Here is a 22,062-nt window from a genome sequence, read left to right as displayed (position 1 = left end):
CCTACAACCGGAAATATAACGATGCCAAAATCCCTTTCAATTCGATCAAGTTTGTTGGTGTTATTGTCTTTGCTGACTTTCCTTCTGTTACTGACCGGTGGTATGGGGCTATATGCCTCTACGCGTGTCATTAAATCATTGATTTATCACGGTATTATGAGCGCTGCGATGTTGGCTGCTATCGCATTGCTGGCGGTTATTTGGTTTATGCTGCGAAATAAGTTTCTCAAACCGCTGGATAATATGGTTGAGCAACTGGAACGTCTGGCGACGGGGGATTTATCACCGGTTACCACGCTGTCGGCCAGCGCTGAATTCAACCGCCTGAACGCGGCAATGGATGACATGCGCCATGCGCTGGGCGACTCGGTACAACGCGTACGCGATGCCAGTTCGCAAATTGATATTGGCAGTCGTGAACTGACGGCCGGGAACCAGCATCTGGCGCAACGCACTGAATCGACAGCCACTTCACTGGAGCAGACCGCCGCCAGCATGGAAGAACTCACGGCGACGGTGAAACAGAATGCGCAGAACGCGGAACAGGCTCACCAACTGGCAAAATCGGTGTCGGATACCGCCGATCGCGGTAGCGAAATGGTGTGCTATGTGATCGAGAAAATGCGCGATATTTCCGGCAGCTCCAGCCGAATCGCCGACATCCTCAGCGTAATCGACGGTATTGCTTTCCAGACCAATATCCTGGCGCTCAACGCTTCCGTTGAAGCGGCGCGCGCCGGTGAGCAGGGGCGGGGCTTTGCGGTTGTTGCAGGTGAAGTACGTAATCTGGCCAGCCGCAGCGCCGAGGCGGCCAAAGAGATCCGCACGTTAATCAGCGATTCGCACACCCACGTAGGGGAAGGCAGCGAACTGGCGCAGCAGGCGGGCGAAACCATGGATGAGATTGCCAATGAAGTCATGCGCATGACCAAACTGATGCGTGAAATTGCCAGTGCGTCCCAGGAACAGAGTCGCGGCATAGAGCAGGTGAATATTGCGGTGATTCAGATGGATGAAACGGCGCAGCAAAATGCGGCGCTGGTACAGCAGTCGTCAGCGGCTACCCGCTCGCTGGAAGAACAGTCTTCAGCGCTAATCGAAGCAATGGCCGTATTTAAGCTACAGACAGCCTAACCATGCGTAGGCCGGATAAAGGCGTTTACGCCGCCATCCGGCAATATCACCGTATTGTGCCGGATGGCACTTCGCTTATCCGGCCTGCAACGTGCTGTAGGCCGGATGTTGCGCTTACGCGTCCGGGAACTCGCGGATAAAGCGTTCTACATCTTCAACCATATGGTCGTTACCCACGAAGAAGGAGCGGCGCTGGTGCAGGCTTTCCGGGATGATATCCAGAATACGATTTTTACCGTCGCTCGCCTTGCCGCCCGCTTGCTCGGCCAGCAGGGCCATTGGGTTGCATTCATACAGCAGACGCAGTTTCCCTTCCGGGTGGCTGGCAGTGCTTGGGTACAGGTAGATCCCGCCTTTCAGCAGATTGCGATGGAAGTCGGCAACCAGAGAGCCAATGTAGCGCGAGGTGTACGGGCGCTGGGTTGACTTATCTTCTTCCTGGCAGAATTTAATGTACTTCTTCACGCCGTTCGGGAATTTGATGTAGTTACCTTCGTTAATGGAGTACGTGCTGCCTTTCGCCGGGAAGCGCATACGTTCCTGGCTGAGGCAGAATACGCCCAGAGAAGGATCGTAGGTGAAGGCGTGCACGCCACAGCCGGTGGTGTACACCAGCATGGTGGAAGAACCATAAACCACGTAACCTGCAGCAACCTGCTTGTTGCCCGGTTGCAGGAAATCCTCTTCCGTGACCGGTGTGCCGACTGGGGTTACGCGGCGGTAAATAGAGAAAATCGTACCGACAGAGACGTTAACATCGATGTTGGATGAGCCATCCAGCGGATCCATTAGCACAACGTATTTAGCGTGTTCACAGCCTTCAAAGACGACGATTTCATCTTCTTCTTCCGAGGCAATGCCCGCCACAATGTCGCGCGCCTTCAGTGCAGCTTTCAGTTTTTCGTTCGCGAACAGATCGAGTTTTTGCTGAACCTCTCCCTGCACGTTCTCAGCACCGCTGGCACCCAGGATATCGACCAGACCGGCCTTGTTGATATCGCGGTGGATGATCTTGGCGCCCAGCTTTATTGCCGACAACAAAGCAGTGAGTTCACCGGTAGCATGAGAAAACTCGTGCTGCTTTTCGACAATAAATTCACCTAACGTTTTCATAACACTTTCCCTGCAATTTATGTGGAGTAAAGCGACCGCAACAATATTAACAAATATTTCCATTGTTGCGCTTAGGTGAATCGCGCCAGCAAACTGCGGAATATCCTGAAATGCGTTTCTCACTTGCCGGACATGTGCGTAAAATGGCCCCCAGATTAAAAAAGGATAGTGACGTATGCGCATTCATATTTTGGGAATTTGTGGCACTTTCATGGGCGGTCTGGCGATGCTGGCGCGCTCGCTCGGTCATGAAGTAACCGGTTCGGACGCCAATGTGTATCCGCCGATGAGTACCTTACTTGAGAAGCAAGGCATTGATCTGATTCAGGGTTACGATGCCAGCCAGCTCGACCCGCAGCCGGACTTAGTGATCATCGGCAATGCCATGACCCGTGGTAATCCGTGCGTGGAAGCGGTTCTCGAGAAGAACATTCCGTACATGTCTGGCCCGCAGTGGCTACATGACTTTGTATTGCGCGACCGCTGGGTACTGGCGGTTGCGGGTACGCACGGCAAAACCACCACCGCCGGAATGGCGACCTGGATCCTCGAAGCCTGCGGCTATAAGCCTGGCTTTGTGATCGGCGGCGTACCGGGTAACTTCGAGGTTTCTGCGCGTCTGGGCGAAAGCGACTTCTTCGTGATTGAAGCGGATGAGTACGACTGCGCGTTCTTCGACAAGCGTTCTAAATTCGTGCATTACTGCCCGCGTACGCTGATCCTCAACAACCTTGAGTTCGATCACGCGGACATCTTTGACGATTTGAAAGCGATCCAGAAACAGTTCCATCACCTGGTGCGTATCGTGCCGGGCCAGGGACGCATCATCTACCCGGAAAACGACATCAATCTGAAACAAACGATGGCGATGGGCTGCTGGAGCGAACAAGAGCTGGTGGGCGAACAAGGTCACTGGCAGGCGAAAAAACTGACCACCGATGCTTCTGAGTGGGAAGTATGGCTGGACGGTGAAAAAGTCGGCGAAGTGAAGTGGGGCCTGGTGGGCGAGCACAATATGCATAACGGTCTGATGGCGATTGCGGCTGCGCGCCATGTGGGTGTCGTGCCTGCAGATGCAGCTAATGCGCTCGGTTCATTCATTAACGCCCGTCGTCGTCTTGAGCTGCGCGGTGAAGCCAATGGTGTGACGGTGTATGACGATTTTGCCCATCACCCGACGGCCATTCTGGCAACGCTTGCGGCGTTGCGCGGTAAAGTGGGCGGTACGGCGCGCATCATCGCAGTGCTGGAACCTCGCTCGAACACCATGAAAATGGGCCTGTGCAAAGACGATCTGGCGCCGTCGCTAGGCCGTGCGGACGAAGTGTTCCTGCTGCAACCTCCGCATATTCCGTGGCAGGTAGCCGAAGTCGCTGAAGCCTGCGTTCAGCCGGCACACTGGAGTGGCGATGTGGATGCCCTGGCAGATATGGTGGTGAAAACCGCGCAGCCAGGCGATCACATTCTGGTGATGAGCAACGGCGGATTTGGTGGTATTCATCAAAAACTGCTGGATGGCCTGGCGAAGAAAGCTCAGGCAGAAGCGGAAGAGTAAAATAACGCCAGGCGGTACAGGCATAACGTTTTTCTGGCAGGGTCGTGATTGTCTACAACGGTATTAACTATGCTCACTCGCGAAAAAATAGCGTCTACCACCTCGGCACTTTTTCTCCCGTTGGATGCGCTTTACGCTCAGTCGTTTCCCTGGCATGAGCAGCGGGAAATGCCAGCGAAACAGTTGGCGTTAAGTAACCCGCACTATGCGCTGGAAGCGTGGTTTGACGGTACGACATTTGTGGGGCTCAGCGGTTGCTGGGATTTCGGCGAATATATGTATATCGAGCATCTGGCGATTGATGGCGCGCTACGTTCGCAAGGCTATGGCAAAAAGGTGTTACACACTATTCTCACCCGTTCTCCGATGACGATTCTGGAGATTGATCCGTTAACAACGGATATCGCTAATAAACGTTTACGCTTTTATGAGTCGATGGGGTTTTGTGCGAATGAATGACCGCATACGCATCCGGCGTATCATCAGGGGATTGCTGACCATGAACTGATTGTGCTGAGCTATCCGCACGCAATAGATGCAGAATGCTACCAGCGCTTTAATGAGGATTTGCGCCATCATGTGATGGCGTTGTAAAGGTGGTGCCCCAAGGGATGGGGCATCCTTTGCGGAATTACGCCTCGTTTTCCGCCAGTTCACGCAGATACTGGAAGATCTGGCGGGAAGATTTTGGCGGCTTGTTGCCCGCTTTTTCTTTCCTGGCGTTACGCACCAGCGAACGCAGTTGCTGGCGGTCGGCGTCAGGCCACAGATTCATCACTTCTTCGATGGCTTCATCGCTACCGTCAACCATACGGTCACGCAGTTGCTCCAGCTTATGGAAGACAACGACCTGCTGGTTGTGACGATTTTTCAGCTTATCCAGCGCCTGACGGATAGGATCAACATCGCGCTGGCGCAACATTTTGCCAATCAACTGCAGCTGGCGGCGACGCCCTTCCATCTTAATACGCTGGGCCAGCTCAATGGCGGCACGTAAATCCGCATCGAGCGGGATCTTATCCAGCGCGTTTTTCCCCAGATCAACCAGTTCCGCACCCAGGCGTTTTAACTCCTCGGCATCGCGTTTAATTTCACTTTTACTGACCCAGATAATTTCATCGTCTTCGTCTTCGATGTCATCACCGGGAACGTCGTCGAGCCAGTCTTCGGGCTGCTTTGTCATTTCAGGCTCCTTAAAAAAAGAGGCTAATGTTACCAGTTAAGATGCGCACTGAAAAACGGTTCTCTGTTAGACTTCAGAGAAACTCTCTCTACATTATGGCATTTGCGATGAAAGTAATCTCACAAGTTGAAGCGCAGCGTAAGATTCTGGAAGAAGCAGTCTCGACGGCACTGGAATTAGCGTCAGGTAAGTCGGATGGCGCGGAAGTCGCTGTGAGCAAGACCACGGGTATTAGCGTCAGCACCCGTTATGGTGAAGTGGAGAACGTCGAATTCAATAGCGATGGTGCACTGGGGATTACGGTTTACCACCAGAACCGTAAGGGCAGCGCATCGTCCACCGATTTAAGCCCGCAGGCGATTGCACGCACCGTGCAGGCTGCGCTGGACATTGCACGTTACACTTCGCCGGATCCGTGCGCAGGCGTGGCAGATAAAGAACTGCTGGCCTTTGATGCGCCCGATCTGGACCTGTTCCACCCGGCGGAAGTTTCCCCTGATGAAGCCATCGAACTGGCCGCTCGTGCTGAACAGGCGGCGCTGCAGGCTGATAAGCGTATCACCAATACCGAAGGCGGCAGCTTTAACAGCCACTATGGCATCAAAGTGTTTGGTAACAGCCACGGCATGCTGCAGGGCTACTGCTCCACGCGTCATTCCCTTTCCAGCTGCGTGATCGCGGAAGAAAATGGTGATATGGAGCGTGATTACGCCTACACCATTGGCCGGGCGATGGGCGATCTGCAAACGCCGGAGTGGGTGGGGGCTGACTGTGCTCGCCGTACCTTATCACGCCTGTCTCCGCGTAAGCTGTCCACCATGAAAGCGCCGGTGATTTTCGCCAACGAAGTGGCGACCGGACTGTTCGGACACCTGGTCGGCGCGATCGCCGGCGGTTCTGTGTACCGCAAATCCACCTTCCTGCTGGATTCGCTGGGCAAACAAATTCTGCCGGAATGGCTGACTATTGAAGAACATCCGCACCTGCTGAAGGGACTGGCGTCGTCGCCGTTCGACAGCGAAGGGGTACGGACTGAACGCCGTGACATCATTAAAGAAGGCGTGCTGACTCAATGGCTGTTGACTAACTATTCCGCACGTAAGCTGGGCCTGAAGAGCACTGGGCATGCGGGCGGGATCCACAACTGGCGAATTCCGGGACAAGGTCTAAGCTTCGAGCAGTTGCTCAAAGAGATGGGCACAGGTCTTGTGGTTACCGAGCTGATGGGACAGGGCGTAAGCGGCATTACCGGCGATTACTCGCGCGGCGCGGCGGGCTTCTGGGTCGAAAATGGTGAAATTCAGTATCCGGTGAGCGAAATTACCATCGCCGGTAACTTAAAAGAGATGTGGCGCAATATTGTGACCGTGGGGAACGATATTGAAACGCGCAGTAATATCCAATGTGGTTCGGTATTGTTACCGGAGATGAAAATCGCCGGGCAGTAATACTCGTTAAGGCGTTAATTTTTAATAATAAAAAAGGAAGTGAGCAATGCGTAAACACCTGTTAGCGATCGTCGCGGCTTCAACGCTGGTTCTTGGTTCTTCTGCGTTTGCAGCCGATCTCGAAGATGACATGGGGATCCTCAACGACAACCTGAAAATTGTCGAAAAAACGGATAATGCGACTGAACTGAAAGACGCGTTAACCAAAATGCGTGCAGCCGCGCTGGACGCGCAAAAAGGTACGCCGCCGAAGCTGGAAAACAAATCCCCGGACAGCCCGGAGATGAAAGATTTCCGCCACGGCTTTGACACGCTGATCGGCCAGATTGACGGCGCGCTGAAGCTGGCGAACGAAGGTAAAGTTAAAGAGGCGAAAGCCGTTGCGGAAGAGCTGAAAACCACGCGCAACGAAAACCACAAGAAGTTCCGCTAATCTGCGCTACCCGGCCTGCATACCCGTAGGCCGGATAAAATCCCCCGCTACTGCACGCCCCATAAGTAAACGCTATCCCCATCACATTTTTTCATTTTTATCGTCCATTCATTGTTCGCACTTCCTTCCATTTTGCGGCCCACTCTTGCGATCTCAATCACATTCTTCCGGTGATAAATCGTGGTTCCAGCCCTTTTTGCGGCACAGATCACTATCGCTGCACACCTTTCCACTTCGAAGTGGAAAACAACTCGCTACAAACTTATAACCTCCGTCGCTAATTTACCCTCAGAGACATTAACGGGGTAAGACGAGTGAATAACGGAGCTGTAATGAATGACATGGGGGAATCGGTGGAACTGGCCGACCGCATGCTGGCGCAGGTGTATGCCTTGCTGCGTGAACGCAACATTATTCCCAACGCCGTACAGGAACAGATGCTGACGTCGCATGTTCGCGCCATGGCGCACCGCTCGGTAACGGGTGAACCCTTACCAGAAGTCGATGCCAGCTTGTTTGATGAAATATCTGCCGAGTCAATGGCGCTTGCCCGCGACGTGGTCGCCGAGTTTGGCAATCTTCCTGAGGAAGAGGCCTGGCTGCTGTCGGTGCACTTTGAAGTCGCGAAAGACAACCTTTAAGGAGAAAAAGATGGAACAGATTACCGTAGTGATTGGCGATCGTCTGGGTAAAGGCCAGAAAGTGGCGGCAGGCGTAGAGAAAGCGGGTGGCCGTGCCGTTGTGGTGCCGGGCGTTGCAGCAGATATGAAGCTGGGTGACGTGATGAAGGCGGAAAACGCCACCTTTGGTATCTCGTTTTGCGGCAGCGGTGGTGCGGGTGCGATTACTGCGCAGACCAAATACGGCTACAAAGCGAAATACGGCATGCGTTCGGTCGATGAAGGGGTAACCGCCATCAACGAAGGGTGCAACGTACTGGGATTCGGCTTTATGGACAAAGAAGAGCTCGGCGAGCGCCTGGTGCAGGCCTGGCAAAAGAAACACGGCGCTTAAGCATGAAAGAGCAATTCACCACCACGGTGAGAGTCACGGGTAAGGGCGAGACCAAAGCTCGCGCCTTTGCCGATGCCCTGAACCACGTTCAGGCTGCGGTGATGAAAGCGTCGCCGCATATCTTACTGCGTATTGAGCCACAGGATGTGCAGGTTGTTCAAGCGCGTGAATCGGTGCGTAAAGAGGCGTTTTTATTCCTCTTTTTGCGCCGGGAAAGACGCACTTTCAGCGTGGAGCTGGACGTGACCGTCAACGTGACTGCCATCAATCTCGACAAGGTGGATTTCGTTACGCAACGCTGATTTTCTATTAAAAGGCATAATTATGTTCCTGATAATATTAATAAAATCGCTCATCATCGGCGCGTTGGTTGGCGTTGGTGTCGGCGCTGGGGCTGCACGCATGTTTCATGCGCCTACCACTCAAGGGATGGGCGCGTTTCGTACTCTTGGAGAACTGAATTCCTGCGAAGGGGATCCGGCTTCTCACTTCTCGTTCGGTCTGGGCTTCTTCTTTAACGCCTGGGCTTCCTCCGTTGCGGCGGGGGCGTTCACTCAGGACGTCGACCATCGCATCATCCCCAACTGGGGTGCCGCCGCGCTGATGATTAAAAATCGCAACGTCGGTGAAACGCTGCACGATCCTAAGCGCATGGCAATTGCCTGCGGCGTTATCGGGATGATCGTGGTGACCTTCCTGAACCTCACTGCGTCATCCGTACCGGAAGCGCTGCAGGTTACCGCCGTCAAGGTGCTGGTGCCAGCGGCTAACCTGCTGGTTAACACCGTGATGCCGGTGATCTTCTGGCTGGCGGCGATCGACGCCGGTAAGAAATCCGGCTTCTGGGCCACCGTTTTTGGCGGCGCGGCGCAGCTGATCATGGGCAACGCCGTTCCGGGGCTGGTGCTCGGCATTCTGATCGGCAAAGGTGTTGAAGAAAGCGGCTGGAACCACGTCACGAAAGTGATGATGGTAGCTATCGTCGCGCTGTTTGTTCTGAGCGGCTTCTTCCGCGGTTTCGATATGAAGATGATCGAATCCTTCCATCTGACCGTGCCTAACTGGCTCGAACTTATCCACAACTCGCTCAGCGGCAAATAACGGAGGTCATCATGGAACAGAATAAAGGTTTTTGGTTCGCTGACTGGTCGTTCCCGATCTTCGTGGGCCTGCTCTCATCCGGCGTATTTGCCGGAACGCACATGTACTACCTGTACGGTATTGGCGCATTTAACGAAGTGGCTTTTGTGGCGATGCTGAAAGCTGGAATGGATACCGGCTCCTATGGGGCGGTGGCGGCATTTGGCGCAAGTTTCCTGTTTGCCCGCATCATTGAAGGTTCGCTGGTGGGGATTCTGGATATCGGCGGGGCGATTCAGACCGGGGTTGGGTTAGGCGTTCCGGCGCTGCTACTGGGCGCGGGCATTATCTTCCCGGTCGCCAACTTCGCCGCCTCGCTGGTCACTGGTCTGGTGATTGGTTTAGCGATTGGCTACATCATCATTCTGGCGCGTAAGTTCACCATCAACCAGAGCGACTCAACCTACGGTGCGGACGTCATGATGGGGGCCGGTAACGCCTCCGGCCGCTTCCTCGGACCGTTGATTATCCTCAGCGCGATGACGGCTTCTATTCCTATCGGAATCGGTTCTCTGGCGGGGGCGCTGCTGTTTTATCTGTGGCAAAAACCGATTACCGGCGGGGCGATCCTTGGAGCAATGATCCTCGGGTCCATCTTCCCGATTGCCATTAGCTAACTGTTGATTTGCAGGCCGGATAAGGCGGTTACGCCGCCATCCGGCATAGGAGAGAGCGATGTTTGATTTACTCCTGCGCCGTGCGCGCCTCGTTGACGATACGGTGAGCGATATTGCGCTCAAAGACGGCAAGATCGCGGCGTTGGGCGACGTTGATGGCTCGGCGCTGAAAACCATTGAGCTGGGCGGCGAGTGCTACGTCAGCGCAGGCTGGATTGACTCCCACGTTCATTGCTACCCGAAATCCCCGATTTACCACGACCAGCCGGATAGCGTCGGTATTGCGACTGGCGTCACTACTGTGGTGGATGCGGGCAGTACCGGGTCGGATGACATCGACGATTTTTACACCCTGACCCGGGAAGCTGCCACCGAGGTGTATGCGATGCTGAATATCTCTCGCGTTGGGCTTATCGCCCAGAACGAGCTGGCCAACATGGCCAATATTGACGCTGATGCGGTGCGAGAGGCGGTGAAACGCCACCCTGATTTTATCGTCGGTCTGAAGGCACGTATGAGTAGCAGCGTAGTCGGTGAAAATGGCATCACGCCGCTGGATCGCGCCAAAGCGATGCAAAAAGAGAACGGCGACCTGCCGCTGATGGTGCACATCGGCAACAACCCGCCGGACCTGGATGAGATCGCCGAGCGCCTGAGCGCGGGTGACATCATTACCCACTGCTACAACGGTAAGCCGAACCGCATTCTGACGCCGCAAGGCGAGTTGCGGGCGTCAGTGACGCGGGCGATTTCACGCGGCGTGCGTCTGGACGTTGGGCATGGCACCGCCAGCCTGAGCTTTGCGGTGGCAAAACGCGCTATTGAACTGGGGATTTTGCCACACACCATCAGTTCCGATATTTACTGTCGCAACCGTATCAGCGGCCCGGTGCATTCTCTGGCGAATGTGATGTCGAAATTTCTCGCCATTGGGATGTCGCTTCCGCAGGTTATTGAGTGCGTTACCGCCAATGCTGCCGACGGCCTGCGCCTGAAACAGAAGGGGCGACTGCAGGTCGGTCTGGATGCTGATTTAACCCTCTTTACGCTTAAGCGCCAGCCAACCGTGCTGGTAGATGCAGAAAACGACAGCCTGCAGGCTGAACAACTGCTGGTGCCGCTTGCCGCAATACGTGCGGGCAAGGGCTATATGACCGAACAAGGGAGCGCGGAACATGCCTTCGATTTTTGAGAAATACGATTTAAAACAGGTGATTAATACCTCCGGCCGCATGACGGCGCTTGGCGTTTCCACGCCGCGACCAGAAGTGGTTGAAGCCGCGATGGCCGGGATGAATCAATACTTTGAGATGAAAGACCTGGTGAATAAAACCGGCGACTACATCGCGAAATTGCTGGAAGTGGAAGGGGCAACCGTTGTCTCCTGCGCCTCGGCGGGGATCGCCCTGTCGGTGGCTGGCGTATTGGTTAAAGACAGCGACTGGCTGCTGGAGAACCTGCACGTCACGCCCATCGAGAACAACGAAATCGTGCTGCCCAGAGGCCACAACGTCAACTTTGGCGCTCCGGTGGGTACCATGGTGGCGCTTGGCGGCGGTAAGTTAGTGGAAGCCGGTTATGCCAACGAATGTTCCGCGGCGCAGCTGGCTGCGGCCATTACACCGCGTACGGCGGCCATTCTGTATATCAAATCTCACCACTGCGTCCAGAAAAGTATGCTCAGCGTGGAGCAGGCTGCGGTGGTGGCGCGTACGCATAACCTGCCGCTGATCGTGGACGCGGCGGCGGAAGAAGATTTGCAGTGCTACTACCGGGTTGGCGCAGATCTGGTTATTTATAGCGGCGCGAAGGCGATTGAAGGACCAACCAGCGGTCTGGTGATAGGTAAAACCCAGTACGTTGAGTGGGTGAAACGCCAGACGGCGGGAATTGGCCGGGCGATGAAGGTGGGGAAAGAGGGAATTCTTGGCCTAACCTGCGCCATCGAACTGTATCTGAACGCGCAGAAAGAGAGTGGCGCGGAGATGGTCGAGAAAATGACGCCGTTCATTAATGCGTTGAACCAGCTTAATGGCGTGAGCGCCCGCGTGGTGTGGGATAGCGCAGGGCGCGACATCGCACGCACGGAAATTAAGTTTGATGAAGCGGTAACCGGGATCGCCACGGGCGAACTGGTTGAAGCCCTGAAACAAGGCGAGTACGCGATTTACTTCCGTGGTTACAAAGCCAACGAAGGCATTATCGAAGCCGATGTGCGCAGCGTCGATCGTGCGCAGCTGGAGATTGTGGCCCGTCGAATTGGTGAAGTGATTTCGCAGGAGAAAGAAGTATGAAACTGACCCCTAACTTTTATCGCGACCGCGTCTGCCTGAACGTGCTGGCAGGCTCCAAAGAAAATGCGCGGGATATTTACGCGGCGGCGGAAGGACATGTGCTGGTTGGTGTGTTGTCAAAAAATTACCCGGATGTCGCAAGCGCAGTAGCGGATATGCGTGAATACGCAGCGCTTATCGACAATGCGCTCTCCGTGGGGCTGGGGGCGGGCGATCCTAACCAGTCGGCGATGGTCAGTGAAATTTCCCGTCAGGTACAGCCGCAGCATGTTAATCAGGTCTTTACCGGTGTGGCCACCAGTCGCGCGCTGCTGGGCCAGCAGGATACAGTAGTCAACGGTCTGGTCTCGCCAACCGGCATGCCGGGCAGGGTGAAAATCTCCACCGGTCCGCTGAGCAGCCAGACGCCGGACGGTATTGTGCCGGTAGAAACCGCGATTGCGCTGCTCAAAGATATGGGCGGTAGCTCGATTAAATATTTCCCGATGGGCGGCCTGAAATGCCGTGAAGAGTACATTGCCGTAGCGCAGGCCTGCGCCCGGCATGACTTCTGGCTGGAGCCAACCGGCGGTATCGATCTGGATAATTTCACTGAAATCCTGCAGATTGCCCTCGATGCCGGAGTGAGTAAAATCATTCCTCACATCTATAGTTCGATTATTGATAAGGTGAGTGGTAACACTCGTCCGGATGACGTACGCCAGCTGATGGCGATGACCCGGGCCTGCGTAGGCTAACTGACTGATGAGGAAACTGACGTGCGATTCCCCAACCAACGTTTAGCACAGCTGTTTGACATGTTGCAAAACGAAGCGCTTCCACAGGACGAGCTGGCGCAGCGGTTGTCGGTTTCCACACGCACCGTACGGGCGGATATCACCGCGCTAAACGCGCTGCTCACCCAGTACGGCGCACAGTTTGTCCTCAGCCGGGGTAACGGTTATCAGCTCAAAATTGACGACCCGGCAAGTTATAACACCCTGCAAACGCAGCAGCCCAACGCGTTGCTACGCATCCCTCGAACCAGCCAGGAACGGATACACTGGCTGGTGGTGCGTTTTCTGACGTCGGCTTTCTCGCTAAAGCTGGAAGATTTGGCTGATGAATGGTTTATCAGCCGCGCGACGCTGCAAAACGATATGGCTGAGGTGCGCGAGCATCTGCAACGTTATCATCTGACGCTGGAAACGCGTCCCCGTCACGGCATGAAACTGTTCGGCAGCGAAATGGCGATTCGCGCCTGTTTGACCGATCTGCTGTGGACGCTGGCACAGCAGGATCCGCAGCACCCATTAGTGATGCAGGAGGCGCTTAATGCCGGGATCCCTGAGCAGCTACAGCCCGTTTTACAGGATATTTTCGCTCGTTTTCATATTCGTCTGACCGATGAGGGCGAGCTGTTTTTACGCTTGTACTGCGCGGTGGCGGTACGGCGGATTAGCGAAGGGTATCCACTCCCGGATTTTGCCGCAGAAGAGGCCGATCAATCGGTGTGCCTGGCCACGCGGGAAATCGCGGCGGTACTGCACCGCCTGGCAGACAAACCGCTTTCCGTTTCCGAAGAAAACTGGCTACAGGTGCATATTGCTGCCCGCCAGGTACAAGAGATCGCGCCCAGTGCTATCAATGCGGATGATGACGAAGCGTTGGTCAATTACATCCTGCGTTTTATCAACACCCAGTACAACTACAACCTGTTGAATGACAAACAGTTACATGCTGACCTGCTGACGCATATTAAGACGATGATCACCCGCGTGCGTTACCAGATAATGATCCCCAATCCGCTGCTGGAAAATATTAAACAGCACTATCCCATGGCGTGGGACATGACGCTGGCCGCCGTCTCGGGATGGGGAAAATATACGCCGTACACCATCAGTGAAAATGAGATCGGCTTCCTCGTGCTGCATATTGGCGTCGGGCTGGAGCGTAGTTACAACATCGGTTACCAGAGACAGCCGAAGGTTCTGCTGGTATGCGATGCCGGAAATGCGATGGCGCGGATGATTGAAGCGGTGCTGGCGCGTAAGTATCCGCAGATAGAGATCGTCGATACCGTGACGCTGCGTGACTACGAACAGCGGGAAAGCATTAGCGAAGATTTTGTTATCTCTACCGCGCGGATCGGTGAAAAAGATAAGCCCGTAGCGATGATTGCGCCGTTTCCGACCGATTATCAACTCGAGCAAATTGGCAAACTGGTGCTGGTGGACAGAACCCGCCCGTGGATGTTGAACAAATTCTTCGATGCCGCCCATTTTCGTGTAATTGACGAGCCAATGGATCAACAAACGTTGTTCAAAACCTTATGCCGTCAGTTGCAGGATGAAGGTTTTGTCGACGCGGAGTTCCTTGATTCAGTGGTTGAGCGTGAGGCCATCGTCAGCACCATGCTGGGTGACAGCATTGCCCTGCCGCACGCCCTCGGTCTGCTGGCCAAGAAAACGGTGGTCTACACTATCCTCGCCCCGCAGGGTATTGCCTGGGGCGATGAAACCGCGCACGTGATCTTCCTGCTCGCCATCAGTAAAAGCGAGTACGAAGAAGCGATGGCGATCTACGATATTTTCGTCACCTTCCTGCGTGAACGCGCTATGACGCGGCTCTGCGCATGCCGGAATTTCACCGAGTTCAAAACGGTCGCCATGGAGTGTGTCAGTCGTTTTTGAGAGGCAGAAAACAGAATATTAACCGCCTGGAGATCAACGTAAATGATGCACAACCTGGTTGCTGCTACCTCGCCAGATTAGCGCCGGGTCTTTAAGATCCTGCACGTATTTGCCATCGACCAGTACGTTGATGAGATCGACCACCTGCATTTGCGCGGCGTTGAGTTCATCGAGCTTGTAGCCGGTCCACACCCAGATATCTTTGCCGGGGCACTCAGCGCGAACGCGCTGCACTAGTTGCAGGATTTCCGGCACGTTTTGCGGATGTAGCGGATCGCCACCGGAGAGCGAGATCCCCTGACGCTTGATTCGCGTATCGTTCAGATCGGCAATGATCTTGTCTTCCATCTCTTTGGTAAATGGCTCGCCGGAATTGAGCCGCCAGGTGCTTTTGTTATAGCAACCGGGACATTCATGCACGCACCCGGACACAAACAGCGTGCAGCGGGTGCCGGGGCCGTTAACGATGTCGACGGGATAGTATTGGTGAAAGTTCATTTTCGCTTCTCATCCGCTTATCAATTCGCGCCATAGCTGCGTTAGCTGCATTCGTGCGCCCGAGTCACTTACTTATGTAAGCTCCCCGGGACCCACTCATTTGCTGCCTTGCTATGACGTGAATTGCGTTGCGGAAAAAATGGCCCGAAAAGCATCGCATTGCCGGGCAATAATACTGTCGAAATTAACCTATCTGCCCATTACCCAAATGCTTAACGCGGCGCTTCACTTCTTCCTGCTTACCGGCGTTAAACGGACGGGCGTCCGGGCTGCCTAAATAACCGCAGACGCGGCGGGTGACCGACACGCGCGCGGCGTCGTGGTTACCACATTTCGGGCAGGTAAAGCCTTTGCTGGTGCACTCGAACTCACCGGTAAAGCCGCACTCGTAGCATTCATCAATTGGCGTGTTGGTCCCGTAATACGGCACGTGCTGATAGCTGTAATCCCAGACGTCTTCCAGTGCTTTCAGGTTGTGTTGAATATTCGGGTATTCGCCGTAGCAAATGAAGCCTCCACTCGCCAGCGGCGGGTATGGCGCTTCGAAATCGATCTTGTCGTACGGGTTAACCTTTTTCTCCACGTCGAGGTGGAAGCTGTTGGTGTAGTAACCTTTATCGGTCACGCCTGGCACCACACCAAACTCGGCGGTATCCAGACGGCAGAAACGATCGCACAGGTTTTCGCTCGGCGTGCTGTACAGGCTGAAGCCGTAGCCGGTCTCGTCTTTCCACTGATCGACTGCCTGACGCAGGCGTTCGACAATGGCGATAGCTTTGGCGCGAAGCTGCTCGCTGTCGTACAGATGTTTGTCACCAAACAGTGCGTTAATGGTTTCGTGAATGCCGATGTAACCCAGCGAGATAGACGCGCGGCCATTTTTAAAGATTTCTGACACGTCATCGTCCGCTTTCAGACGCACGCCGCAGGCACCTTCCATATACAGGATTGGCGCCACGCGGGCTTTCACGCCTTCCAGACGCGCAATGCGGGTCATCAGCGCTTTACGTGCCAGCACCAGTCGATCGTCGAGCAGTTTCCAGAAGGTGGCTTCATCGCCGTGGGCTTCCAGCGCGATACGCGGCAGGTTGAGGCTGATAACGCCGAGGTTGTTACGCCCGTCGTGAATCTGTTCGCCGTTCTCGTTTTCCCACACGCCGAGGAAGCTGCGACAGCCCATCGGCGTTTTGAACGAACCGGTCACTTTCACTACCTGATCGTAGTTCAGGATGTCCGGATACATACGCTTGCTTGCGCACTCCAGCGCCAGTTGTTTGATGTCGTAGTTCGGATCGCCAAACTTGTGGTTCAGGCCGTCGCGAATGGCGAACACCAGTTTCGGGAACACGGCGGTTTTACGATTTTTACCGAGGCCCGCAATGCGATTACGCAGAATGGACTGCTGGATCAAACGTGATTCCCAACTGGTTCCCAGGCCAAAACCGAAGGTGACGAACGGCGTCTGACCGTTAGCGGTATGCAGGGTATTCACTTCATACTCGAGGGACTGGAATGCGTCGTAGCACTCTTTCTCGGTACGGGAATGCGCATAGCCGTCGGCATCCGGGATCTGCCACTCTTCAGCGGTTTTGCGATGCTTGTTAAAGCTCTCGGTCACGAATGGTGCGAGAACTTCGTCAATACGGTTAATGGTGGTACCGCCATAAATATGGCTGGCAACCTGCGCGATAATTTGCGCGGTGACGGCCGTCGCGGTGGAGATGGATTTTGGCGGCTCAATCTCCGCGTTACCCATCTTAAAGCCCTGCGTCAGCATGCCTTTCAGGTCGATCAGCATGCAGTTAAACATTGGGAAGAACGGAGAGTAGTCGAGATCGTGATAGTGAATATCACCACGCTCGTGCGCCTGGACGACATCACGCGGCAGCAGGTGCTGACGCGCATAGTGTTTGGCGACGATACCGGCCAGCAGGTCACGCTGGGTCGGGATCACTTTGCTGTCTTTGTTGGCGTTTTCGTTCAGCAGAGCAGAGTTGGTTTGCTCAACCAGACCACGAATTTCCTGGTTCAGACGGCCACGCTTTTCACGCTGTATATCACGGTCGTGGCGATATTCGATGTACGCACGGGCGAGTTGTTTGTACGGACCAGACATCAGCTGGTTTTCTACCGCTGTCTGGATCTCGTTGATATCGACCTGGCTGCGCTCATTCATCTGGCTACTAACGACTTCTGCGACGGTGGCACAGTAATCTGCGTCATCGACTCCCGCTGCTTTAGCTGCACGCAGAATGGCTTCTTTGATGCGCTCTGATTTAAACGGCACTTTACAGCCATCTCGTTTCATCACATGCGGTGTCATGATCACTCCATATTTATAAGAACAGGTTATCCACAGAGGTTGGGGAAGCGGCCATGGCTTTATTCATCTCTATTGCCAATGACTTCCCGCAATCCTGACCCACTTTATCCACAATTTCACCGTAAAGCGGTGCACTGTAGTTGTAGCAATTGTAGTCGATTAATACAACATATTGGGTCGGCGTGCATTTTAAGTTCTATATGTAGTGATTTGCATCAAGGATGTTTACGATTTATTTGATGTAGCGCAAAGTAAAAATCGGAGCGTACAGATGACGGGCAGTACAGCGATTGTAAATTGTGGGCAGAAAATTCTGATTAATTATTCAACAAAAACAGGAGGCTAAGCTAAGCGCATGTAGCAACGCCCGGTAGCGCTATGCGTACCGGGCTTGAGCATAATTGCAAGCTATTTTTGTACCCACCAGACGGCCTCAAAAGGACGCAGTGTCATGTCCCCAGGTTGGCTGGCGACCTCGGCATAGTTGTGCATCAGCACCTGCCAGTTTCCATCGGCCTGGACTGGCTGCCAGTTCTGGAAGGTATCGCTCAGATTAGCAATGACCAGCAGTCGCTGCCCTTGCCACTCGCGTTGGTAACACCACAGATGTGGGCTGTCCGGTAACAGATCCTGATAGTCGCCCCAGGTAATAACTGGCTCCGCTTTGCGCAATGCGATAAGCCGCTGATAGGTGTAGAACACCGAGTCGGCATCGCTCAGCGCTGCCGCCACGTTGATCTCCGCTGCGTTGTCACACAGATTGATCCATGGCTCGCCCTCGGTAAAGCCCGCGTGTTGGCTGGCATCCCACTGCATCGGCGTGCGGCTGTTATCGCGGGATTTACTGGCGAGGATCGCCAGCAGTTCGTCGGCATCCCGCCCCTGACCGTTCAGTTCGGCAAACATGTTATGGCTTTCCACATCGCGATAATCGGTAATCTGGCTGAAGTGCGGATTGGTCATGCCGATCTCTTCACCCTGGTAGATATAGGGCGTGCCCTGCATGCCATGCAGCACCATCGCCAGCATTTTGGCCGACGGAATGCGGTATTTACCTTCATCGCCAAAACGCGACACGATGCGCGGCTGATCGTGGTTACACCAGAACAGCGCGTTCCAGGCCTGATTGTGCATGCCTTGCTGCCAGTGACGGAACAGGGTTTTCAGCGCCACATAATCGGGTTTGGCTAACGTCCACTTCTCACCGTTGGGGTAATCCACTTTCAGGTGGTGAAAGTTAAAGGTCATCGACAGTTCGCTGCCATCGAGTGCGGCGTACTGCTGGCAGTTTTCCAGTGTGGTGGAAGACATCTCGCCCACCGTCATCAGGCCGCGTGGCGTGAAGACGTCACGGTTCATCTCGCGTAAAAACGCATGCGCGCGCGGGCCATCTGTATAAAAACGCCGCCCATCGCCGTCGGGATCGTTCGGGTAGTCCTGATCTTTAGAGATAAGATTCACCACGTCGAGGCGCAATCCGTCCACGCCGCGATCGGCCCAGAACTCACAGACTTTTTTTAGCTCGGCGCGTACCGCCGGATTTTCCCAGTTCAGATCGGCCTGCTCCGGAGCAAAGAGGTGCAGATAGTACTGCTCGCTTTCGGCGTGCCAGCCCCAGGCGTTACCGCCAAATTTGGAACGCCAGTTATTCGGCGGGCTGTCTGGCGTGCCGTCGCGCCAGAGATAAAACTGACGATACGGGCTGTCTTTATCCAGCGCTTCACGAAACCAGGCGTGCTGGGTTGAGGTGTGGTTAAACACCATATCGAGAATAATACGGATGCCGCGCGCTTTCGCCTGCGCCACCAGTTCGTCAAAATCTTCCAGCGTACCGTAGGCCGGATCGACAGACAGGTAATCTGCGACGTCGTAACCGTTATCAACCTGCGGCGAAATATAGAATGGCGTCAGCCAGATGGCATCGACTCCCAGTTTTTGCAGATAGTCGAGGCGCTGCGTCACGCCGCGTAAATCGCCGGTGCCGCTGCCGGTAGTGTCCTGAAAACTCTTGGGGTAAACCTGATAGATAACGCCGTTTTGCCACCAGTGGGGAATATTCATGGTTGTTTCCTGGAAATACGCTGGGGCGCAACTGCGCCCCGAAGAAAAGTTAGATAATTTGTAATGTGCCCAGACGGTATTTACGCTGGTAAACAAATGAGGTCAGTATCATTGGGATAACAATCGCAATGACCATCGCCATGCCAAATACCTGCCAATAAGTCGGCTGGATGGAGAGGATGCCCGGCAAACCGCCGACGCCAATCCCGTTTGCCAGCACACCGTTCAGGCCGCACAGCAGTCCGGCGAGACCGGAGCCGATCATCGCGCACAGCATCGGGAAGCGGTATTTCAGGTTGATCCCGTACATTGCTGGTTCAGTTACTCCAAGATAAGCAGAGATCGCGGCAGGAACGGAGATTTCACGTTCGTTGTGCTTGCGACTGGAGATAATGATCCCGACCACCGCAGAAGCTTGAGCGATATTCGACAGTGCGATCAGTGGCCATACCGGCGTGCCGCCCATGCTCTGGATCATCTGCATGTCGATAGCCAGCGTGGTCTGATGCACACCGGTGATCACTAGCGGGGCGTACAGGAAGCCGAACAGGGCCGCGCCAATCGGAGCAAAGCTGCCGGTCAGCAGATGGCGGACCGCAAACGCGACACCGTCGCCGATCATGCGACCAAACGGACCGATGAAGGCGTGCGCGAGGAACACCGCAATGATCAGCGAGCACACCGGGACGATCACCAGATACAGATAATCCGGCACGATGCGCTTCATGCGTGTTTCAATAAACCCGAGCGCCAGACCAGCCAGCAATGCCGGAATGACCTGCGCCTGGTAGCCCACTTTCTCAATGCTGAACAGGCCGAAGTTCCACACTTCCGGTACCTGCTGACCGAGCAAATAAGCGTTCATTAACTGCGGTGAAACCAGGGTTACGCCCAGCACAATACCGAGGATCGGCGTACCGCCCATTTTCTTCACCGCCGACCAGCAGATCCCGACCGGCAAATAGAAGAAGATCGCCTCGCCAATCAGCCACAGGAAGTCGTAAAGGGTTTTCAGCGAAGGATGCATCTGCGCCAGCGTCTGGCCATTGCTCATCGGCAGATCGCCGATCACGTTACGGAAACCTAAGATCAAGCCGCCGCTAATCAGCGCGGGCAGCAGCGGGAAGAAGATCTCCGCAAAATGAGAAATCAGCTGTTCATGCCATTTCATATTCTGCCGCGCCGCTTTTTTCGCCTGCTCTTTGTCGGCGCTGGCTTGTCCGGTAGTTGCCAGCAGCGCTTTGTAGTAATCACCTACCTCGGTGCCAATCACCACCTGAAATTGCCCGGCGTTGGTGAAGCAGCCTTTGACCATCGGCAACTGTTCGATCTCTTTCGGCCTGGCGTTCGCAGGTTGATTCAGCACAAAACGCAGGCGAGTAATGCAGTGACTTACCGTGGCGATATTGTCGCGCCCGCCTACCAGCTCAATCAGCCGGTCGATGTCTGCTTGTTTTATTTTGCTCATGATGACGTGTGTTCCCCGTAGGCCGGATAAGACGCGTTAGGTCGCCATCCGGCAACTCTCGCGTTGTTGGCGCCAGAGTATATCGTCGATGAATATTTAAAAATGGGAACGTTCCCGAAACGCAGCGAAGATCACAAATTAACGCTCAGAAAGCGGTCAGGAGAGGGTGGAAGGAATAACGATTTGTCGTGGTTCGCTGCGGCCGTTGATCTGCTCGATCAGCTGAGAGGCCGCTTGTCGCCCGGCTTCGGCGTATCCTGGGTCGACGGTGATAATTTCCGGATGGAGGAATTTCATCAGCGGCGTGCTGCCCACGCTCGCCAACTGCAGGTTCTCAATTCGCTGCTCCTGCAGGTATTTGCTGACCCCAAGGGCGAGGGTGTCCGTCGCGCAGACTAATGCGGTGGTTTCCGGGGTGATGACACTGGCGGCCTGCTCATAGCCCTGCTTCATGGCCAGACCCGGCAGCGCGGCAACCGGATGCAGTTTGTGTTTCTTACAGAATGCCAGATAAGCTTCATGGCGGCGCTTACCGGTGGTCACGTCGCTATGAGGAACGCCAAGAAAGCTAATATGGCGATGCTCGCGTTCATATAAACGCTGCATCAGGGTGCGAATGGCACCCTCATCGTCATAGCAGACCGAGGCAATGCCTTTGGCATCTCTTGCCAGCAGCACCAGCGAATCCTGCCAGGTGGTGAGCATGGATTCAGTAATGCCGGTAAAACCAAACAGCACCACGCCGTCAATATTACGGCGTCGGAGCATGCCGAGATGTTCTTCAACCAGTTCGGGTGAGAACTGGCTTTCCATCATGATCGGATCGTAACCCTGTTCATAAAAGGCGGGCAGCATGGTCTGCACGGCGAGATTTTCCGAAAGCGAGTCCAGACGCGTGACGATAATCGCCACTACCTTGTCGCTTTGCCCACGCATGGCGCGTGCGGAGCGGGAAGGGGAAAAACCGTGCTGATTCATCACCGCTTCAACGCGCTCGCGGGTGCGTTCACTCACGCCGCTTTCATTGTTGAGCACACGGGAAACGGTTGATTTTCCCACACCGCTTAAGCGGGCGATGTCTTTAATGGTCAGCCGATTTTGCATCCTGT

At 54.7% G+C, this 22,062-nt stretch carries 20 protein-coding genes and 1 pseudogene; 14 read left to right on the top strand and 7 right to left on the bottom strand.

Annotated features, from left to right (window positions below; all coding sequences use genetic code 11):
* The first annotated feature begins 21 nt into the window (after window positions 1–21).
* The gene (locus SK33_RS20900) at window positions 22–1,134 is read left to right on the top strand and encodes a methyl-accepting chemotaxis protein (protein ID WP_075262495.1); all 1,113 of its coding nucleotides are present in this window, start codon (window positions 22–24) and stop codon (window positions 1,132–1,134) included.
* Window positions 1,135–1,248: 114 nt separating this feature from the next.
* Here the strand turns inward: SK33_RS20900 and fbp are convergent, their stop codons facing one another.
* Window positions 1,249–2,247 carry a class 1 fructose-bisphosphatase gene (gene fbp, locus SK33_RS20895; protein WP_003025742.1) on the bottom strand — a complete coding sequence of 333 codons (999 nt, stop codon included), beginning with the start codon at window positions 2,245–2,247 and terminating at the stop codon, window positions 1,249–1,251.
* A 175-nt stretch (window positions 2,248–2,422) separates the two neighbouring features.
* Between fbp and mpl the strand changes: the two genes are divergently transcribed.
* A complete protein-coding gene (mpl, locus tag SK33_RS20890) occupies window positions 2,423–3,802 on the top strand; it encodes a UDP-N-acetylmuramate:L-alanyl-gamma-D-glutamyl-meso-diaminopimelate ligase (protein ID WP_003839563.1) in 1,380 nt (459 codons plus the stop codon).
* 69 nt (window positions 3,803–3,871) lie between these two features.
* Window positions 3,872–4,396, top strand: a pseudogene (locus SK33_RS20885) (GNAT family N-acetyltransferase).
* A 37-nt stretch (window positions 4,397–4,433) separates the two neighbouring features.
* Here the strand turns inward: SK33_RS20885 and yjgA are convergent.
* Window positions 4,434–4,985, bottom strand: a complete 552-nt coding sequence (gene yjgA / locus SK33_RS20880) for a ribosome biogenesis factor YjgA (RefSeq protein ID WP_003025750.1) — start codon at window positions 4,983–4,985, stop codon at window positions 4,434–4,436.
* 95 nt (window positions 4,986–5,080) lie between these two features.
* Here yjgA and pmbA point away from each other — a divergent pair, with 95 nt between their 5' ends.
* The 11 genes from pmbA to SK33_RS20825 all read left to right on the top strand — a co-directional run bounded on the left by pmbA (window position 5,081) and on the right by SK33_RS20825 (window position 14,603).
* Window positions 5,081–6,433, top strand: coding sequence for a metalloprotease PmbA (gene pmbA / locus SK33_RS20875; RefSeq protein WP_032937740.1), 1,353 nt, complete (start codon window positions 5,081–5,083; stop codon window positions 6,431–6,433).
* A 46-nt stretch (window positions 6,434–6,479) separates the two neighbouring features.
* Window positions 6,480–6,866 carry a cytochrome b562 gene (gene cybC / locus SK33_RS20870; RefSeq protein WP_003025756.1) on the top strand — a complete coding sequence of 129 codons (387 nt, stop codon included), beginning with the start codon at window positions 6,480–6,482 and terminating at the stop codon, window positions 6,864–6,866.
* Window positions 6,867–7,198: 332 nt separating this feature from the next.
* On the top strand, window positions 7,199–7,507 hold the full coding sequence (locus SK33_RS20865) for a glycine dehydrogenase (protein WP_003025758.1): 309 nt from the start codon (window positions 7,199–7,201) through the stop codon (window positions 7,505–7,507).
* Between the two features lie 10 nt (window positions 7,508–7,517).
* Window positions 7,518–7,880 (top strand): SFCGS family glycine-rich protein, encoded by a 363-nt coding sequence (locus SK33_RS20860; protein ID WP_003830384.1) that lies wholly within the window; start codon window positions 7,518–7,520, stop codon window positions 7,878–7,880.
* Between the two features lie 2 nt (window positions 7,881–7,882).
* A complete protein-coding gene (locus SK33_RS20855) occupies window positions 7,883–8,182 on the top strand; it encodes a DUF4312 family protein (protein WP_003025762.1) in 300 nt (99 codons plus the stop codon).
* Between the two features lie 22 nt (window positions 8,183–8,204).
* Complete coding sequence (locus SK33_RS20850; protein WP_003025764.1) at window positions 8,205–8,981, top strand: DUF4311 domain-containing protein; 777 nt, start codon at window positions 8,205–8,207, stop codon at window positions 8,979–8,981.
* An 11-nt stretch (window positions 8,982–8,992) separates the two neighbouring features.
* Window positions 8,993–9,637 carry a DUF4310 family protein gene (locus tag SK33_RS20845; RefSeq protein WP_003830379.1) on the top strand — a complete coding sequence of 215 codons (645 nt, stop codon included), beginning with the start codon at window positions 8,993–8,995 and terminating at the stop codon, window positions 9,635–9,637.
* Window positions 9,638–9,695: 58 nt separating this feature from the next.
* Window positions 9,696–10,829: an amidohydrolase/deacetylase family metallohydrolase gene (locus SK33_RS20840; RefSeq protein WP_048219849.1), complete on the top strand. Its 1,134-nt coding sequence runs from the start codon at window positions 9,696–9,698 to the stop codon at window positions 10,827–10,829.
* The gene (locus SK33_RS20835; RefSeq protein WP_048219848.1) at window positions 10,813–11,931 is read left to right on the top strand and encodes a DgaE family pyridoxal phosphate-dependent ammonia lyase; all 1,119 of its coding nucleotides are present in this window, start codon (window positions 10,813–10,815) and stop codon (window positions 11,929–11,931) included. The genes SK33_RS20840 and SK33_RS20835 overlap by 17 nt, the downstream gene beginning before the upstream one ends.
* A complete protein-coding gene (gene dagF / locus SK33_RS20830; protein ID WP_003025772.1) occupies window positions 11,928–12,668 on the top strand; it encodes a 2-dehydro-3-deoxy-phosphogluconate aldolase in 741 nt (246 codons plus the stop codon). The genes SK33_RS20835 and dagF overlap by 4 nt, the downstream gene beginning before the upstream one ends.
* 21 nt (window positions 12,669–12,689) lie before the next feature.
* Window positions 12,690–14,603, top strand: coding sequence for a BglG family transcription antiterminator (locus tag SK33_RS20825; protein ID WP_003839574.1), 1,914 nt, complete (start codon window positions 12,690–12,692; stop codon window positions 14,601–14,603).
* 33 nt (window positions 14,604–14,636) lie between these two features.
* On the opposite strand, the gene nrdG is transcribed toward SK33_RS20825, so the two are convergent.
* From nrdG to treR, 5 genes are all read right to left on the bottom strand, one after another.
* Entirely contained in the window at window positions 14,637–15,101 is a 465-nt protein-coding gene (gene nrdG / locus SK33_RS20820; protein WP_003839580.1) for an anaerobic ribonucleoside-triphosphate reductase-activating protein, read from the bottom strand.
* 184 nt (window positions 15,102–15,285) lie between these two features.
* Window positions 15,286–17,424: an anaerobic ribonucleoside-triphosphate reductase gene (gene nrdD, locus SK33_RS20815; protein WP_003844922.1), complete on the bottom strand. Its 2,139-nt coding sequence runs from the start codon at window positions 17,422–17,424 to the stop codon at window positions 15,286–15,288.
* A 408-nt stretch (window positions 17,425–17,832) separates the two neighbouring features.
* Window positions 17,833–19,485 (bottom strand): alpha,alpha-phosphotrehalase, encoded by a 1,653-nt coding sequence (gene treC / locus SK33_RS20810; protein ID WP_048219845.1) that lies wholly within the window; start codon window positions 19,483–19,485, stop codon window positions 17,833–17,835.
* A gap of 49 nt (window positions 19,486–19,534) precedes the next feature.
* Complete coding sequence (treB, locus tag SK33_RS20805) at window positions 19,535–20,953, bottom strand: PTS trehalose transporter subunit IIBC (RefSeq protein WP_003025786.1); 1,419 nt, start codon at window positions 20,951–20,953, stop codon at window positions 19,535–19,537.
* 156 nt (window positions 20,954–21,109) lie between these two features.
* A complete protein-coding gene (treR, locus tag SK33_RS20800; protein WP_003844911.1) occupies window positions 21,110–22,057 on the bottom strand; it encodes a trehalose operon repressor TreR in 948 nt (315 codons plus the stop codon).
* Between the last annotated feature and the right edge of the window lie 5 nt (window positions 22,058–22,062).

This window comes from Citrobacter sp. MGH103 (genome assembly GCF_001034475.2).
Taxonomy (GTDB): Bacteria; Pseudomonadota; Gammaproteobacteria; order Enterobacterales; family Enterobacteriaceae; genus Citrobacter; species Citrobacter freundii.
The sequence above is the reverse complement of the archived record's forward strand: the minus strand, read 5'-3'. Positions and strand labels throughout refer to the sequence as shown.